Origin of the sequence: Paucibacter sp. M5-1 (assembly GCF_027498415.2) — a bacterium.
Classification (GTDB): Bacteria; Pseudomonadota; Gammaproteobacteria; order Burkholderiales; family Burkholderiaceae_C; genus Roseateles_E.
Window position 1 is genome coordinate 2,993,705 of the sequence record NZ_JAPZLM020000001.1, and the last position, 16,435, is coordinate 3,010,139.

The window sequence follows — 16,435 nt, forward strand, 5'->3', positions numbered from 1 at the left end:
TGCTGTGCTCTTGCACGATGTCTTGGTGGCTGGGGCGGAATCTAACGATTTTTCCCAGACCGCATCAACCAACTTTTTGCCACTTCGCCATTCTAGCGGGTACCCAAATGGGTACCTCAGACTGGTCAGGAGATTCGGAGCAGTTTCTGGAATCCAACCAGGGACAACTCGTACTCTCAGCTGCAATTTTACACCGTTCCCAGCACGGGCGGGGCGCCCGTCATTTCATGCCTTGCGCTGCAGGACAAGCGGCTGAGCGGGTACGCAGTCCATCTGACCTTGTGCCCTCCGAAGGCAGGGGTTGCTGGTTCGATCCCAGCCGGGCGCACCATATTTTCATTTTAAATCAATAGGTTAGCGAATTTTCAGGCATTGGACCGCAGTCCTGTACGGAAAACGTACGGAATTGTGCGTTGTCCAAAGGCTCTGAACTTTCCCTCCACGGCATTGAGACTCGCCGAGTCCGCGAGCCAAAACGCGGCTAAGCGCAATAGGGCCAGTCACGCGATCAAGTGCCCTGGCCAGCGCGGTGCGGCAGATCGGCAGGCTGTTCTATGTCCAGAACAACGATCTCGATGCGACCTTCCGCGGCCGCACGGCTGCCGGCGATGAGGCCAGCTCTCAGCTCTACCGCCGTCTGGGGGCGTCTCCGCCCTCTTCCGGCCGATCGTGCCTGTTTCCTAGGCGGGACGTCATTGCCGAACCAGAGGACCAGGTAGATCCCTCGGCGCTCAGCCGCATAGTCGCTGGCGTAGAGCCGGTCCAACTGGGTATCGGCGGCATGCCAGAGATCCTTGTGCCACTGACCTTTGATCTCGATAGGCACGCGCATGCCGTTGAGGGTTGCGCCGATGTCCGCGCGGTTGTCGTTGGCGAGGTGACGCTCTGGCGTCAAATCGATCCCTTCCGGCCTGGAGGTGAGCATGGTCAGCAGGTGGTCCCGGCAGCGTTCTTCGCCGAACGGGTTGCCCTGCGTATCAAAGAAGTCGCGCCAAGGATCCGCCGGATCTCCCACGAGACGCTTCTGAACCTGATCAAGCAACTCGACCAAGGTGACTTGCAGGTCCGTCACGGTTGCAGGTGAGCCTGCTTCGACAATCGTTCGGACCTGACCCAACATCGGTGGGCGGTATCGCTCTTCCACCGCCTTCTGCCGTTGCTCAGCAAATAGCACTCGTAGCGTGGAGGTGTAGCTGTCTTCTGGCGCATCGCGAAGGTCCCGCAATCCTTGGACGGCTGCCGGCGAGGTCATGGTCGCCAGCCTATTGGCTAGCGATACCAGGAAGTCCGTCGCATCCCAGGCGTTCTGGTCGCCGGTCCATCCGTTCTCAGGCCTGCCGCGGGTTGGGAAGCTCCCCCGGAAGGACTCAAAGATCCAGACAAGCTGGTCCACCGAGAACACCACGCTCGACTGGCGACTCCTGCCGTGGAAAGCACGCCGGCGTATGGACCACAGCAGCTGGGAGTCGCTGGCGGCGACCGTCGACAGCCGGTCCCGCTGCTTCTCGAAGTCGGCCACCACTGAGGCCGCCTCCCAGTTGCGGCGGCGCTCGTCCGAGAGGGCGCCTGCCAGGCGCGCACTGGCAAGGGCTGCCAGTACGTCATACCGACGCGATTCGATGAGCCGGTCAACTAGCGTGGCCTCAGGATCCGCTGCCATCTCGGGATATGTAGTGAGCCACTCCTGCGCGAGTGTTGCGGCACGCTGACTGTCCGCGTCTGTCCACATCAGCGAGACAAGCTGATCGACGTGAGAGAGGCGTCGTTGTAGCTGAGGCTCGATCCACAGGCGCAACGCGGTTTCAAGTAAGCCCCGTGCCTGCACTTCGTTATCGACTGCGGGCTGCAGCTCGGTGAGCTTAGCGTGGTCGTCGATGCGAGTGCCCCGCAACTCAAGGAAGCCTGCGGTCAGTCGGTCATCCGAAACGCCGTCGAAGCCGCGACCAAGACGAACTCGTTCTGATAGCGCCGCCGCTATGACCTTGCTGGCGTTCCATCGCCTGGACTCGGCGTTGCTCTCTGCCATCTGCTGCGCCGACGGCTCGATGTCCGCATGAAGAAACGCTTCAAACCCTGCCAGTGCTGCCGCGGTGACCTCCGGCCCGACCCACGTGGTTAGCCGATCAACCGGAGCTTGGTCGTGATCTAGGTCGTGAAAGAGATCGAGGTAGGCCTCCGCCAGGCTGATGATGAAATGGACTCGCCCCGCGCGTATCTCGTCGATGCTGCCCGACATATCCCGCCTCACTGCACCCCATCTCGCCGCAGTTTCGCGAGCATGACGCCGCGCACGTCTCGCGTTGTCGATCTCCCATTGTTGAGCAGGTGAGACGGTGAGTTGGTCTAGCCACTCCACGATGTCCGGACGCCCTTGAGCAAACCGCAGGGCGGCCGCACGGACTTGCACGCCGTCAGTCGCTGAGTGAGGCGCCATCCTCACGACGTCCTGCCACCGGTCATCTGAGCGCTCGGACTGCGGGTCCATGGTCTCGAGCAGGTGCACGACGTCCTGCTCCGTTGCCGCCAACCCACCAGACCGACTGTTCAGACGATGACTACGCTGCCAGACCGTCTTGGTTCCAGGCTCGTCCAGAAGCACCAGGCGTTGGATCCCACGGCGCAGTTCATCGTCATCGCGCAGCCGCGTGTGAAGGAGGACACGCTCCTCTCTCCGGTACCCGATCTCGGCATCGAAATGCCGCAACCATCCCCACAGCCTTGCTGGCTCAATCGCACCCATCGACAGGCGCCGCTGGATCAGCCGATATCCCATGTCGGTGAGCTCGTCATTGCCCCGACGCTCGTGTCGGCTGCCGAGGCCGGTCAACTGCTCGGCGAAGGCGTCCAGCACGCCTTCAAGTCGGTCATCCGAGATCGCACGCTCCAGCGCGGTGAACTGCATGATCATCCGGCGCTCTTGTTGGGCGTACTGGATGGCAACGCCAACGATGTCGCGATCCATGAAAACCGCGGGACCGACATGCTTCACGATGTCGACGGCCATCCGAGGGCCGTTGTTTCCACTGTGGCGCGCTACCTGCAGGACGGCAGGCCAGTCCTCACCCCCCATCGACTTCAGCGCTTCAAACGCCGCCCACCGAACCGCGTACCCGTTGTCCGACCTGCAAACCAGATCGCGTATGACCGGCCTGAGCGGCTCAGCGATCTCGGATCCAGCCACCGACTCGATGAGGAGCATTCGAAGGCCGTACGGCAACGATTCGGTGGTGATGACAGCTCTGACCCGGGCCAGCATATCCGCCCGCATGAGACCTCTCATCGCCGAAGCCGCGCCGTCGCCGATGGCGAACCGTTGGTCTTGAGCAGCTGTGCGCTCAAGCGCATCGAGAAGGAGCTCGGCCTGCCACGAGTTCAGCGCCGCCACGTCTCCATACTCGATCACGCCAGAGGGATCCGCAGCAATGACTTCTGCGGCGAGGTCGCCGCTGTGGAGTGCCAGCCAGGCGTGAAGACCGCGCAGAGAGGCAGGCACCACCCCGTGCGCATGAAAGAGCGCGAGCAGACGCTTGCGCCTCATAACGGTGTGGGCCTGGCGCGCCAGATAGCGCGCACCCAGGTATTCGCCGATGCTGCGATGCCAGTACGTCAGCCGGTTTGGCCCTGCCGCAGTTCCAAAGAGCCGACTGCCCAGGACCGAACGCAGCTGACTGGCGCCGGGCAACGCGGCAGCTTCTGCCAATGGAATCTCGATGTCGCCTGGATCAGCTGATTCGACGACGATCGCCTCAGCGCCCGTCAGGATCAACGCCGCAAACGCTGCCCCAGCAGCCTCAAATGCGGCTTCTGCGTCAGGCTGCAGTTCGAACTTTCCGTGGCTGTGCTCCCGGCGCAGAACGTCCACTGCACCCGCGAACAAGCCGGCCTTGGTCTCCGGCAACGGCCCTCCCCTAGCGACCCTGGCAATCATCTGCAGCGTCTGAGGATTGCCCATGAGCCCAGCGAGGTTCGATCCCGCCAGGCGGCCCATCACCTCATCGGCCTGACTCTCGTTGCCGTCCAGCTCGGCGACCAGCATTCTCCGAATCTCCACCTCGTCGAGCGGCTGCAGGTGCGCCACGAAGGGTTCCAGGTCGGGATACTGTTCCTTGATCGCATCCTTGCCGGTCACATGGCGCCAATCGGCGATCCGGCAGGACAGGACAAACCGAGGGAATCCCAGGTCAGCCAGCCGTTGAAGCACCGTGTCTACGGCATCGCCGTCATCCTTGGCGCTCAGCTCGTCGAGCGCGTCGATGACGAGCGTTGTTGCCGTGCCCAAGATGCGAGACGGGTTTGAACCAGCGTTCTTGAGGCGCCTGGCCGTGCAGTAGACATGACCAGGCTGCTGTCCGATCCACCGTAGTAGCTCCGTTTTGCCCATGCCTGCCTCGCCCAGGACCACGATCGACTCATGCCTGCCAGGCAGATCGGCTTGGCTGATCGTCTCACGTCCGCCATCTCTGGTATCGAACCAGAGCGTTCTCGCAATCCTCGTTGTCGACATCAAAACGTCCATGGGTCAAGTGTCGGCGCTGCCCGGTGGCTGCGGCCTATGAACTGTTTGATGAGCTTCCAACGCCAAGGACAGCCGGTCCATCGCTGCTCGATGTTCAGCCGCGATGAACGCCGGCATGCGGATCCGTTGGCCTATGCCGGCCAGTTCCTTTGGGTAGAAGGAAGAGAAATTGAAGGCGCACCCTGCCAGATTCCTCGACGACTTGGCGGCGCTCGCGACCTGGTCGAACAACGACAGCCTCCCGCTGGCCACAAACTCGACCAACCGCTCGAACTCGTCGATGGACAGAACGAACATGTGATTGAGTGGCAAAAGGTTACCTTCCGTGCCGACGGGTGCTGCCAGGCTTCCGGGGCCACACATGTCTTCCAGGAACAGCCCGGTCCCGATGACCAGATCGCGGCTCGTCACCACGATCAGGTAGTGCTCCTGGTCTTCAGGATGCGAGGTCGCCAGTTTGTGGCTGACCGTCTGCCCCTGCTCCACTGCCTCCAGCACGCGTTTGAGCTTGCCTCTGTTGCCCAGCTCGGTCTCCTGAAACAGGACGTCGTCCGGGAAGAGGCCCATCTTGGATTCGATCAAGAGCCGGCGGTTGCCATGGGTCACCACCGCCTCGACGTTCTTGATCTTCTCGCCACGGCCGTAGGCATCGAGGTACTGTTGGGCCGTGGTCAGCGGGAATCCCAGCCTCTGACTTTGATCGACCACGTACTTCTCGAAGACCATGCTGAACGAATCGGCGTACTTCTGGCCTGCCTTGGACAACTCCAGGTGGACGGCTTCGTCCATGTACCGATCCAGCACTGACCGGTGCCAGCACCAATATCGCCCCTGCCGCGTACGCAGCAACGGGAATCGTTTGAAGACGGGGAATACGTAGAGCTCCCTGCTGCGGCTGCCTTTCATCGGCGCCTCTTGCAACAACTCCAGCCGCAGGTCAGGCAGACTGCGTGACATCAGCGCGAGCACCTTCCGAATCATCCCATCGCGCATCGGTTTGAAGTGTTCCACGTCGACAGCGTTCAGCTCCCTCGCGCCGTCTCTGTTCGCTAGCGTGTACAGGAAGATGCACCCGTCGATGAATTCCTCGACCTCAAGCCCGATCTGTTCTCTGAAGATCCGCTTGCTCCTGTGGTTGGCGTCAAGCGGCCGGATCAGTCCTGCCGTCCTGTACAACCCCCAGATTTCCTGCCGCTGAAATTGCATCTGGGTGGCCAGCGCGATGCGCATCATGATTGACAGAGGCTGTGGCCGGTCCAGACCAAACTCGGCCTCGTGTCTCGCGGTTCGTTCGACGAACGCGCGATCGTTGCCATCCCATAGGGCTCGCTTCAAAAGGAGCAGCAGATCCTTGGGCAGCTTCCGTCCCACGCGAATAGTCGACCCCAGCTGCAGGGACCACTTAGCGATCAGGAGCGCCAGCCACGGCAAGGCCTTCAACTGATCGGGAGCAGGTCGATCCTCCCAAAGGTCGTCCATGACGCTGTCGGCAACTGACTGGATTGAAAACTTCTTGAGCTGGCGCTCGACGTGGTCTCTGAGTTCCACCCAACTCGGTGGATCTTCCAGCAGCCCGGAGCTCTCATCAGGGTTCGCCTCACCATCTGCGCCCTCACCATCGACCGATGCGCTCATAAGTCCCCCGACCGAGCCGACCAGGACTCCAACAGACCTTTCCCAGCCAAGTGCAGGTTCTGCGCGACGTCGACGGCTTCCTGGTCGACCGCACGCGTTGCGCACTCCAGCGCCAGTTGGTCGAGCACGTCCTCGCCGGTGGGCGTCCAGGCCGCCTGCAGGGCCTTGCCACTGAGGCCGAGGTACGGGTGTGAAGTCTCGCGTCGTCGCGCCATTGCCCGCATGGGCTGGTACAGGGCGCTCAGCGCCAGCTGAGGCAGATGCTGTCTCAATGCCATGGCGATGCGCAGGCCCTCCCGATCCAGATCGCCCCAGAAATACACGCTGGGGAGAGTAAACAGGCGCTCCAAGCTATGGCCGCTGCCGGTTCGACTCAGGACCTCACACCCCTTGCTCCTCACGCTCTCCAGCAAAGCCAGTCCTGCGCTGCTGTCGGACAACATGTTCAGGCCGTACCCGTACGCCGCAACCAAGGCTAGCTCTGCATCCATGCCCGCTTTGACAGCTTCTTCGAAGCTGGTCGTGTTCTCGATGAACAGCGCCGCCGAAGGATGCGCCGGTCCTGCCACGACGAGGTACCGGGGTGTCGTCGGGAGGCGATCAATCCCGAGCAATCTGAGTGTCGAAAGCGGGAGCCGGCTCAACACCTTGGAGGAACTCAGGATGTGCTGTGCGCTCACGCTGAAACTGTAGGCGCTACCCAGCGACGCCGACGTGTCCCGGATCCTGAGCAACCCAGCGATTACGTGCTGCATGTCCAGAGCCTCTAGGCCGTCAAAGAGCGCGTGCGAGACGGCCAGGGCATCTGCGAGCTGGCGATCCTGCATGCCGTGCTCGAGCGCCTCCCGCCAGGCTTTCTCGGTGTCGGGCATCTCCACGACGGCCGGCACCACGCTGAGGTAGCCCGTGTAGGGCATGCCCATCGTGTCAGGCGTGTACGAGACGAGGCCGTCCGCCCTCAGCGCGCGGAGTGCACCAGAAACGGAAACGGAATCAGTGCGCAGCCCCGCAGCCGCGCGGGCAGCGATGTCCGATGCAAGGAACTTGCGCCCCTTGGTGCCCGAGCCGCGGCGCAGCCAGGCCAGCACCGCGATGCTGACTTCATCCATCTATCGCCTCGCGCGCCGCAGGCTGCCGCTTGTGCATGAATGTCGCGAGACCCATCGAGCCCTCGGGGCGGTTGTCCTCGAACCGGACGTAGCTGCGCTCGCCCTCGACATCGCGATTCCCGACGCGCCGGCCGACAACATACGACGGGAAGATCTTCGAGTTGTTCCGGTACTCCGGGTTGTGTATGAGCCCGACGAGCTGCAGGCTGCTGTCGGCCTCGCCCAGACCCTTGAACGCCTCGTCGATCAGGCGGCGGTCCGTCAGATTGCTGAAGAGGCCATCGAAGAACAGCACACGTTGCGCCCGGCTGCGCAGCCGCTTCTTGGAGCCCCCACCGAGGTGTCGGCGCACAGCGCACTCCAGGTGGTACTCGGACTCGCGAATGAGCCACAGCATCTGCAGTGCGGACTTCTGCCCTTCTGACATCCCAGGCTGTACGGGGCGGGTCTTGCCGTCCCACATGCCCACATGAATGAACTGGACCGAGGGCTTCATGAAGATGCGATCGATCAGCGCGCGCCGGATGTCCGTGCCCAAGTTGGTATCAACGGTGGTCCGCGACAGCTTCTGCCGGTCCTTGGCCTCACGTTTGCGACTCTCGATGTGGTCGCGCAGGTCCTCCATCAGCTTCTTGATGTCCTCCGTGGAGATCACTTCGGCTTCGATCGTGAAGCGCGCATTGGAATTTCTCGCCATGACCGTGTTCATCGTCAGCAAGTTGCCCTTGCAGCTCTCCACCAGGCGCGTCAAGGTCTCGATGCTGGCCGACTCGACGACTTCGGTCGACTGCCTCAGTTCGACCAGTTCGGCCTGCTCGGCAGCCAGCTGATCACGCAAGCGGCCGCTGATCTCGGCAAGGGCGGTGAGGCCCTCTGTCGAGTTCGCGTTCTGAATGGCCTCGATCTCCGCTTCCGAGAACCCGCCGTTGGTTGCTGCCCGAGCCTTGTTGCAGAAGTCCTCTCGAACACGTTCAAAGTCAGTCCTGACACGGGTCGCATGCTTGCGCGCGTCGCCGACATTCTTTCCCGTACGGGCCGCGTCGATCGCCTCCACATCAGCGCGCAGGATGCTGATCGTGGTGCGGTCGAACCTGCCTTGATCGGGGCGCCAGTCGCGCAACTGCCAGAACAGCGCCTCGGCCGCGGGATAGGCCTCGTGCGATTCGGCGCGCGAGCTGCCGACTTCACGATTTCTCAGGTCTTCTTCAAACGGGGCTGCTGCATTCCGGCGGTCGCACAGGAAGAAGGCAAGCTCATGCAAAGCGTCGGACGCCAGCCCGGCTTCGGCGATGTCGCCATCCAAGGCCTCCTCCGAACCCCGGAGAGCCTCCACCTTGGCTTTGGCGCCCGCGCGCCGAGCCTTGGTCGCCGCGATTTGGCGCTGCAACTCTGCCTCGTCTTGACCCTGATGCTGCTTGAATGCCTGCGCGCGGGCGTAGTTGATCGACCGCAGCGGGTTCAGTGCGTCACGCGCGGTCACGAGGCCAGTGAGGACATGAGCATGGCTTTCCATGAACGCCGCGCTGCCATCCTCCTGGAAGGTCTTCGCGCGTGTCAGTCGATCCCAGGTGGACTGGAACGTGGACATGAAGGTCAGCTCGCGCTCGCCGGCTTGCTGCAGTTCGTCCACGAACCGCGTCAGCTTGGCCTGAAGCCCTGGCATCGCTGCGTCAATGGCGGCGACTTGAATCTCTACCGACGCTCGCTTCTCCTTCAGCTCCTGGAACGTCTTATGACCGCCGCCCATGACGAACTTGCGGGCGCCGTCGTGCGCCACGAACGCCTCCTGGGTGACCAACGGCGCGATCTCCGCCAGTCGGTCGTCGACCCTGACCAGTTGCCCCGATAGATCCTCGACTTCCAGGCTCAGCGTGCTCAAGGCCTCCGTACCACCGGCCTCGACAAACGCCTTGGCGTCGCGCAACAGCGCAATCGCCTCGGGCGTCACGAGTCGCTCAGCGGCCGCGATGCGCGGCTCCAGTGCCGAAAGCTCTGCTTGAGCGGCATTCACCTTCGCAGCAGACCCCTGCACCACGGCATCCTGCGCGCTCAGAGCCTGGCGATAGCCGTCGGTGTGCGGCGTGAGCAGCCGCGCTTGCGCCATGCCGTCCTCAATGAGGGCCTGTTGCTCATCCCTCCTGCCGCTGACAGCCGCGCGCTCCTCGACGAGGGCCTGAGGATCGACGATGGCCCGCATGCGGCGAGACTTGGCGCCGGCGAAGACCCCCAAAGACGACGTCGTCGACGAGTCGTGATCGGGGCCCTGCTTCAGCAACGCCACCAAAGGATCGAGCAAGAGCACGGGAACGTCGTGGCCGCCTTGCTGCAAGACCGCCAGAGCGGCTTCGGCGCGGTCGATATCGACGGCGACCGGTGCATCCAACAGGGGCGCGAGGGCCGCCAGCAGCGGCAACGTCTCGTCCTTGGGCAGTTGGAGACCGAGGATTACGTCCTGAGCTCTGGTCAGATCGAGACCCGCGTCGGTCAGCGCATCATAGGCGGAGGCGTAGTCGGCATTCCCGACCTCGTCGAGGTTGTCGAGTGCCGCCAGCTCGAGGTCAAGGTCTCGCACAGCCTCGCGCGCCACCCTCGCCTTCTCCAATGCGGCAGCGTGCGCGGCGTCTGTGGCGCGCAGCCAGTCCGTCGGACTGCGCCCCGTGCGCTCAAGATGCGATTCGAGGCTTTCGGCCAACGGCTGGTGCTGCTGGTACACGGCCTGAGCCCCCGCCTGGGACTCCAGCAGCGCCCTATGGTCCTTCTGCGGCGTGGCCACCCTGGGGTCAATCTCGCCGAAGAGCTGCCGGAAGGATTTTGTTGAATTGGACAGGAGCTGTAGCTTCTCCTGCGCCTGCACTGTCGTGCGACGCTGGCTCTCAAGTCGCAGCTTGTCCTTTCCAAGGGCTGTGTTCTCCTTGACCGGTGGACCGACTTTCACGGGATCGACCGGCCCAAAGAGGCTGATGAACGCGTCATACCCCTGCATGTGTTCGGACAGCCCGGCAATCCGCGCGATAGCCTCGGCAAGCTCTACCCTCAAGGTGGTACCCAAGTTCGTAGCGTCGTCCCGCTCCTTCTGCGCAAGGCGTGCAGCGGTCGTGCGACTGGCCTTGGTCGATTCCAGTTGTCCACGCTCGTCCTTAAGCCCCGCCAGACGCTCGTCGATGCCGATCAGTCCCAGTTCGTTGCGAACCTGCTTGAGCTCATCCCAGCCGCCCGTCAGGGTGCCCACCCGCAACTTGTGGTCGCTTACGGCATCCATGCGCGTCTGAATCTCGGACTTGAGCCAGTCTTCAACCCGCGCCGGCGTCTCGTGAAGATCCGCGGGAATCAGTTGCAACTGCGCGCAGAACTCCTGGAACGCCCCCTGGTTTTCCTTCCACTCCTTGACCTGCTTTTCCAGGTTCTCCTGATCTGCCTCGGCGGATCGGCCCGCCCGTTCGGCTTCGCCGATCTCACCCTTCAACCCTGCCTTGGCGCGCCACAGCCGTTTCAGGTTGTGGCGAAAGATGTTGGTGTCCACGCTGGTCCTGGCGAAGTCGAACGCCTCGTCCAGGACGCGCTGGTGCTCAGCCACGTCTCCAGCTCGCCTTGACGCCAGGTCGCGCGCTGCCTGCTGGCTGTAGTGGCGGAGCGAGTTTCTACGGCCGCCGTGGCTTTCGGAAATCTTGCTATCGCAATACAAATCAATGACTTGCGCGCTTGTCGCCTGGTGCGGAATCGCTGCTTGAGACGCAGAAGTGCGACCTGCAGATTCATTGAGCCGACCGGTCGGTATGCCGAGCAACGCCGCCAGGCCGGCGCTCTCGATCAAGATGCTGCCGTCCTTGTCCAAGACCATGGCCTTCAGGCAATCTCGCACCTTGGCGTCCAGCGAGAACTCGGCCAAGTCGCGCGGCACACCGGGCATCCGGGTGTCCCTCGCGTCAGCAAATCGCGTCAGGAAGGCGGCATCCACAGCCAGAGTCTGGAGCTGGGTCTGGTAGGCGACCCGCGCGACCTCGATCTTGTCGGCGGCGTCCATCACCGGCCGGAACTCACCTTCCAAGGCCTGGCGCCCATTCAGGTAGGCCTCCTTGGTCTCGACCTGCAGTTTCGCCTCGATGAAGCTCCCCATCGATTTCAAGATGGTGTCTTCAACATTGCGCTCATCCTCCTCTGCGGAGTCCCCCATGACGTTGGTCAACAACTGCGGGGCGACAACTTGACGGAAGTAGGCCTCATCGAACCTTTCGCCGGGACCTGCTGTGACCTTGGAGAACGCCGCAGATGCATCGCCAGCGCCGTCGCGATGGAACATGACGTTCTGCCGGACCACGTCCGGGCTCATGAAGGCTTCGACCACCTTGCCCCACTCGGCCGTGGTGCTCCATTGGTTCCAGTGCCCACGGACTTGCTTGAGGTTCGCCTGGATCGCCGCAGCGGTCATGAACTCGATGGAGGTACCAAGCGTTCGGCAGGCTGGCACGTCTTCAAGGACACCGGAGTAGCGGTAAAACCGCGGGCTGTCATCGTCGCGATTGGCGCAAACGCCGATCACGAAGGTCTCCGCGGGCGACGACTGAGGATCCGGCGTCATCAGGTCGCGCTGGGTCAGGTCCTGACCGTGGAGGATCGCAAACTCGATACGAATGTGCGTCGGCACCATCCCAGCGGGCGAGCACCGGTCCAGGAAGCGCCGTTTCAGCACTCGATCCTGGCTCAGCAGGTACAGAACGGCGTTGGTCAGCGATGTCTTGCCACCGCCGTTCGGGATCTGCACGGCAGTCGACGCTCCGCAAAGGTTGATGACGTTGGCCGGCCATAGCGGTCGCCAGTTCGCGACGCCCATGCTCGGCACCCAACCCTCGCAGAGGTAGTTGACGATCTCGATGCGGTTGATGTGAGCCATAGGGTTCTCAGGACTCTGCGGAATCGGATGGATGGGCCAGGAGTTCGCGACCAGCCTCGAGCGGGCCAGTGGCTTGGATCCATGGCTCCAGGCCTTGCAGGTGGTTGTTCTTCATCTCCAGCGCGCCCAGCAGAGATTGCCGGTAGCGATCGGCGCCAAGGTCGTCGACTTGGGCCCCATCAACCATCAGGTTGAGGAACCGGTCCGCATACTTCGCCACCTGCGCGCCGCTCTCGGCAATCAGGCAGTTGTAGACCGCATCGCCTTGAAGGGTGTCTTGGCCCAGCTTGCGAACGAGGTCGTTGATGTACTCATGCATGGACTGGACCAGATCGGCGCGCGTGAAACTGGTTTCCACGTAGCGGCTCACCTCGGTCGAAACCCGGTTGCGGCGGGTGTAGAACAGATAAAACAGCACGAACCAGAGCTGGGTGAACCAAATCCGCCTTGTGGTGATCGTCTCGTTCTTGAGCTGCATGCCCTCGTCGATACACCGTTCGCTGAACAGTGCGCTCGCCTGATCCAGGCGACGCGGCAACAAGAACACCCTGCCGCCGGCCGCCAGGCCTTGCGTCTGGAAATCGTCGAAGGACGCCAGCTCGAAACCCATGCCCTGCAACAACCCCTCCAGCTCGGTCCGTGCCTCCAGGTCTGCGTGGTCCAGCAGCCTGGCCAGCTCGCGCTCATCGGGGCGCCCCTTGCCACGCGGCATGGTCTCCATGCGGCGATGTTGCAGCAGGAACCCAAGCACCCGACCCATCTCAATCCTGTTCATGATGATGCGTTCCTCTCCGGTCGCGCCAACTCGAGATCCGAATAGATCAGTTCGCCCACTACAGGGTCACTGCGGCTGATCACCGCCTGCGGAATCCTGATCTCGATCGGCTCGCTCTCGTCCAGTGCCCACGGCGACATGTACACGCCGAGCAGCTCGGCCAGCTCAAGCCGACCGTTCAGCACGCACCAGCCCCTGTCCAACGCCTCTGATAGCGGCAGTGGCCCTGTTGCGAGGCGAGACCGGATCGCATCCGCGTACTCGTTCAGGAACTGCAACCGCTGGTCGACGGTCTCAGTAATGCCGATGGCGGTGTCGAACCTCGGTACGATCTCTTCCTTCGCGCCAGCGACCCGGACCTTCCCCTTGACGTCAATGGGCGAAGGGAACGCTCCGTTGAGCCTCAATGGCCCGAACTGCCGGAACAGCAGCGCGAGTTGACGGTCGGAGGGCGGTCGCTTGACCAAGTTGATTGCAGCCTCGAGGAAGTCCATTGGCGCGACGGCAGATGCACGCCGCTTGGCGGCAATCCGCGTCAACTCCGACAGATCGCGACCGAACGATTCCAGCGCTTGATAGACGCGCAGGACCTGGTGCTCAAGGTCGTAAACATCCACTGACAGCGTCTCATCGAGCTCATCGTTGGTGGGCGCGCGCCAAGATTTCAGCCGTGCTTCAGCCTGGCGGAGCAGTTCGGAAGTCTTCTGGATCACGTCCCGAAACCGAGGCATCTTGACCTTGAACACCTCGGAGTCCTGGTCGACCTGTCCTCGCTCGATTTCCTGCCGGAGTTCGACGCTGGCGTACCGGATCGTGTCCAGCAGCCCGTCGGAGAACGAAGGCACCACATCAAAATCTCCGGTTTCGATGGCCCTCAGCAGCTTGAGCGCGTCGCCCTCTGCGTAGGCGAAGTCAGTGATATTGGTGGAAACGCTGATCGCGTCGCGGCCTGTGGGCGTGAGCCGATAGTCGTCGGCGTAGTAGGTCCGCTCCACAAGGTTGGTCTGTTTTTCGCTGACCAGATCCATCTTCCCATCTGTACGATCAATCGCCCACAGCTCCGTCGGCCGAGAGAGGACATTGAGGACGTAGCGCAGGTCGTCGGGGTCGACCTGTGGGCTGATCTCGCGCACCGAAAGCAACACCGCGTCAAACCCAGTGAACGCGTTGCCGGAGTCATGGGCGAATCCACGAAGGACTTCGAGCACCAGAGCAGCCAGATCCAAGTAGCGCCCATCACGCCAGCCTGAGCGCTCTTCCTGTGTGTAGGCGGGCGGATTGCCGGGCTCGCGCAGCGCATCGTGAAGATCGATCAGCCGCGCACTCAGCCTCAGCAATGGAAGGCAGTTCATTGGAAGATTATCCCTGTTTCATTTTTAGTTATCTAAAACGATAACATATCAACAAAGATAACAGCTGCATTCTTGACTCTATGGAATTCCCGCACTGTATACTTCAACAGTTATCTTCCATGAATAATCACTCGCGTGCCACCCTCCAACGCCACAAGCAGCCAGGAAGACGTCTCCCAGCGCATCAGGGACATGGATGTCCTCGTCCGCTGGGAGGGTGAACTCTCGAATGCGCGCATCCGAGAGGTGTTCGGCGTCCAGGCGGTTCAGTCCAGTCGACTGCTTGCGACGTACATGGCTGAACGCGGTAGCGCGCTCTCCCGAGCGACACCCCGAGCACCAGTCAAGCCATCGGCCAGGTTCGACGACGAAGTTCCACCGACGTCTGCCGACGACTATCTGCGGTTGTTGGCTGGCGCGCCACCAAGCTTGCCGGGCTCAGATCTCATCATTGACGCGCGCCCCGCGCTATTGAGTGAGAATCCTCGGTTGTTTGCTGACCTGCTGAATGCCAGTCGCAATGGCACTGGCCTGCAGATCAGCTACGGCTCTATGAATAACCCGAGCGGAGTTCAGCGCTCAATCTTCCCGCACAGCCTGGTCCGCGCGCCACGGCGTTGGCATGTGAGGGCCTGGTGCGACCTGCGCAAAGATTTCCGCGACTTTGCACTTGGGCGAGTGTTGTCCTATTCGACGCTCGATGAGCCGGCGCCGAAGACCCGCCGGCACGATGCCGACTGGAACAGGTTCATCAACCTGAAGGTGGTGGCGCACCCGGCGTTCGGTGACGACCACCGGCGGCTCCTGTACCGAGAGTATTTCGCTGGAAAGTCGTCTATGAACCTGCGCGTGCGCAAGGCGCTTGCGAGCTATGTCGTTCAGGATCTGAGGCTGGCCACCGACCTTGGCCGAGATTACCCACCGCAGTTCCAGCTGTACCTGGAGAACGCCGAGAGCCTCAGCGACTTGTTCAGCGTCGGGGCGATTGCGTCATAGCTGCAATCTGCGTCGGTTTCATGCCTTTCCCGCGACAGGTGCGAGAGCGTGACGCCCATGGCGTCCTTACACCTTCCTGCAGATATGGCTCGGCAGCGGAACCACCGCCTTCCTCTTTGCACGAAGGCAGGATTCTGCTTCTTTGGCATGACAACTACTGCCGCAGTCGAAGGCAGGGGTTGCTGGTTCGATCCCAGCCGGGCGCACCATGTCGACAAATTCGGTAGCGCGGCACCCAACCCAACTGAGACCCTGAGAGTGCCGAATCGTGACTTGCGAAGAAGTTCGCAGCGGCTCCATTGGACGCGTCCCGCTACAGAAGCTTGTGAACGGCCACTGTGAGATGCCTTAGTCCACCGCAATGTTCACGCACTCGTGCGTGAAAACGTCGGCCACGGTCAGGCATTTGTTGCGCCGGCCGTTGGCCAGGCTGTTAGAAACGAAGTCTATGCTCCACGCTTCACTGACGCGGGTTGCCACCGTGAGCAGCACATGCTCGCTGGCCGCACGCCTGAGCTTCTTGCGCTCGCGCACCGCCAACTGCGCCTGGAGGTAAAGCCGATAGACGCGCTTGTCGTTGCTGCAGCTGTGGAAACCCCTCGAACGGAGCCCCCGGAGAGACCATAGGCTCACGTGGCGAGCGAGTAACCTGCCAGCATCGCTGTCCAATGCGGCAATTGCTACCCGAAATTCGCGCCACAAGAGCAACACCGTTGCAGTTGCACTTGTGGCGTATACACTATGCGCAATCTACAATTACTGAGGTCGAACGGCATGCCAAAGTGCGACTTCGATCCTGTACTGCAGGATCAATTGAAGCGCTACGTCTCCGAGCGAATGCTTAGTGTTCGCGCGGCTGCGGCTGAGCTTGATGTTGAGCACAGTGTGCTTTCTCGGTTCATAAAGCTGGGCAAGGCGCGCGCCGATACAAAAGCCAGATTCCGCGCTGCACTGCGCGAACGCGCCACGGAAACCGCAACAGCCGTTGCAGTTTCTGCCGACTCGGCGACAGGTGTTCGCCAATTGATCCGTGGTGACGTGCTAGCTGAGCGAGAGCTGCGGCAAATCAGGAGTGCTTGCGAGAGCGTCCTGAGACTGGTGGACGCGTACGAAGCTCAGTTGGCGGGAAAGATTTGAAAAGCTCTCTGGTGCTGACACCGGACG

9 protein-coding genes are annotated in these 16,435 nt (G+C 62.1%); 2 read left to right on the forward strand and 7 right to left on the reverse strand.

Annotated features, from left to right (window positions below):
- Positions 1-508: 508 nt before the first annotated feature.
- From O5M90_RS14065 to O5M90_RS14090, 6 genes are read right to left on the reverse strand one after another with little or no spacing between them, the layout of a single operon-like run.
- Positions 509-4,516: an NACHT domain-containing protein gene (locus O5M90_RS14065; RefSeq protein WP_440402111.1), complete on the reverse strand. Its 4,008-nt coding sequence runs from the start codon at positions 4,514-4,516 to the stop codon at positions 509-511.
- A gap of 3 nt (positions 4,517-4,519) precedes the next feature.
- Entirely contained in the window at positions 4,520-6,151 is a 1,632-nt protein-coding gene (locus tag O5M90_RS14070) for a hypothetical protein (RefSeq protein ID WP_269839234.1), read from the reverse strand.
- Positions 6,148-7,260 carry a Wadjet anti-phage system protein JetD domain-containing protein gene (locus O5M90_RS14075; protein WP_269839235.1) on the reverse strand — a complete coding sequence of 371 codons (1,113 nt, stop codon included), beginning with the start codon at positions 7,258-7,260 and terminating at the stop codon, positions 6,148-6,150. Before O5M90_RS14075 ends, O5M90_RS14070 begins: the two co-directional genes overlap by 4 nt.
- Positions 7,253-12,148 (reverse strand): hypothetical protein, encoded by a 4,896-nt coding sequence (locus O5M90_RS14080; RefSeq protein ID WP_269839236.1) that lies wholly within the window; start codon positions 12,146-12,148, stop codon positions 7,253-7,255. The genes O5M90_RS14075 and O5M90_RS14080 overlap by 8 nt, the downstream gene beginning before the upstream one ends.
- Before the next feature lie 7 nt (positions 12,149-12,155).
- A complete protein-coding gene (locus tag O5M90_RS14085; protein ID WP_269839237.1) occupies positions 12,156-12,923 on the reverse strand; it encodes a hypothetical protein in 768 nt (255 codons plus the stop codon).
- The gene (locus O5M90_RS14090; protein WP_269839238.1) at positions 12,920-14,275 is read right to left on the reverse strand and encodes a hypothetical protein; all 1,356 of its coding nucleotides are present in this window, start codon (positions 14,273-14,275) and stop codon (positions 12,920-12,922) included. The genes O5M90_RS14085 and O5M90_RS14090 overlap by 4 nt, the downstream gene beginning before the upstream one ends.
- A gap of 192 nt (positions 14,276-14,467) precedes the next feature.
- On the opposite strand from O5M90_RS14090, the gene O5M90_RS14095 reads away from it, so the two are divergent.
- Positions 14,468-15,271, forward strand: coding sequence for a WYL domain-containing protein (locus O5M90_RS14095; RefSeq protein ID WP_269839239.1), 804 nt, complete (start codon positions 14,468-14,470; stop codon positions 15,269-15,271).
- A 348-nt stretch (positions 15,272-15,619) separates the two neighbouring features.
- Here O5M90_RS14095 and O5M90_RS14100 read toward each other — a convergent pair whose 3' ends face one another.
- Entirely contained in the window at positions 15,620-15,805 is a 186-nt protein-coding gene (locus tag O5M90_RS14100; protein WP_269839240.1) for a hypothetical protein, read from the reverse strand.
- A 207-nt stretch (positions 15,806-16,012) separates the two neighbouring features.
- Here O5M90_RS14100 and O5M90_RS14105 point away from each other — a divergent pair, with 207 nt between their 5' ends.
- The gene (locus O5M90_RS14105) at positions 16,013-16,408 is read left to right on the forward strand and encodes a hypothetical protein (RefSeq protein ID WP_269839241.1); all 396 of its coding nucleotides are present in this window, start codon (positions 16,013-16,015) and stop codon (positions 16,406-16,408) included.
- The last annotated feature ends 27 nt before the right edge of the window (positions 16,409-16,435 follow it).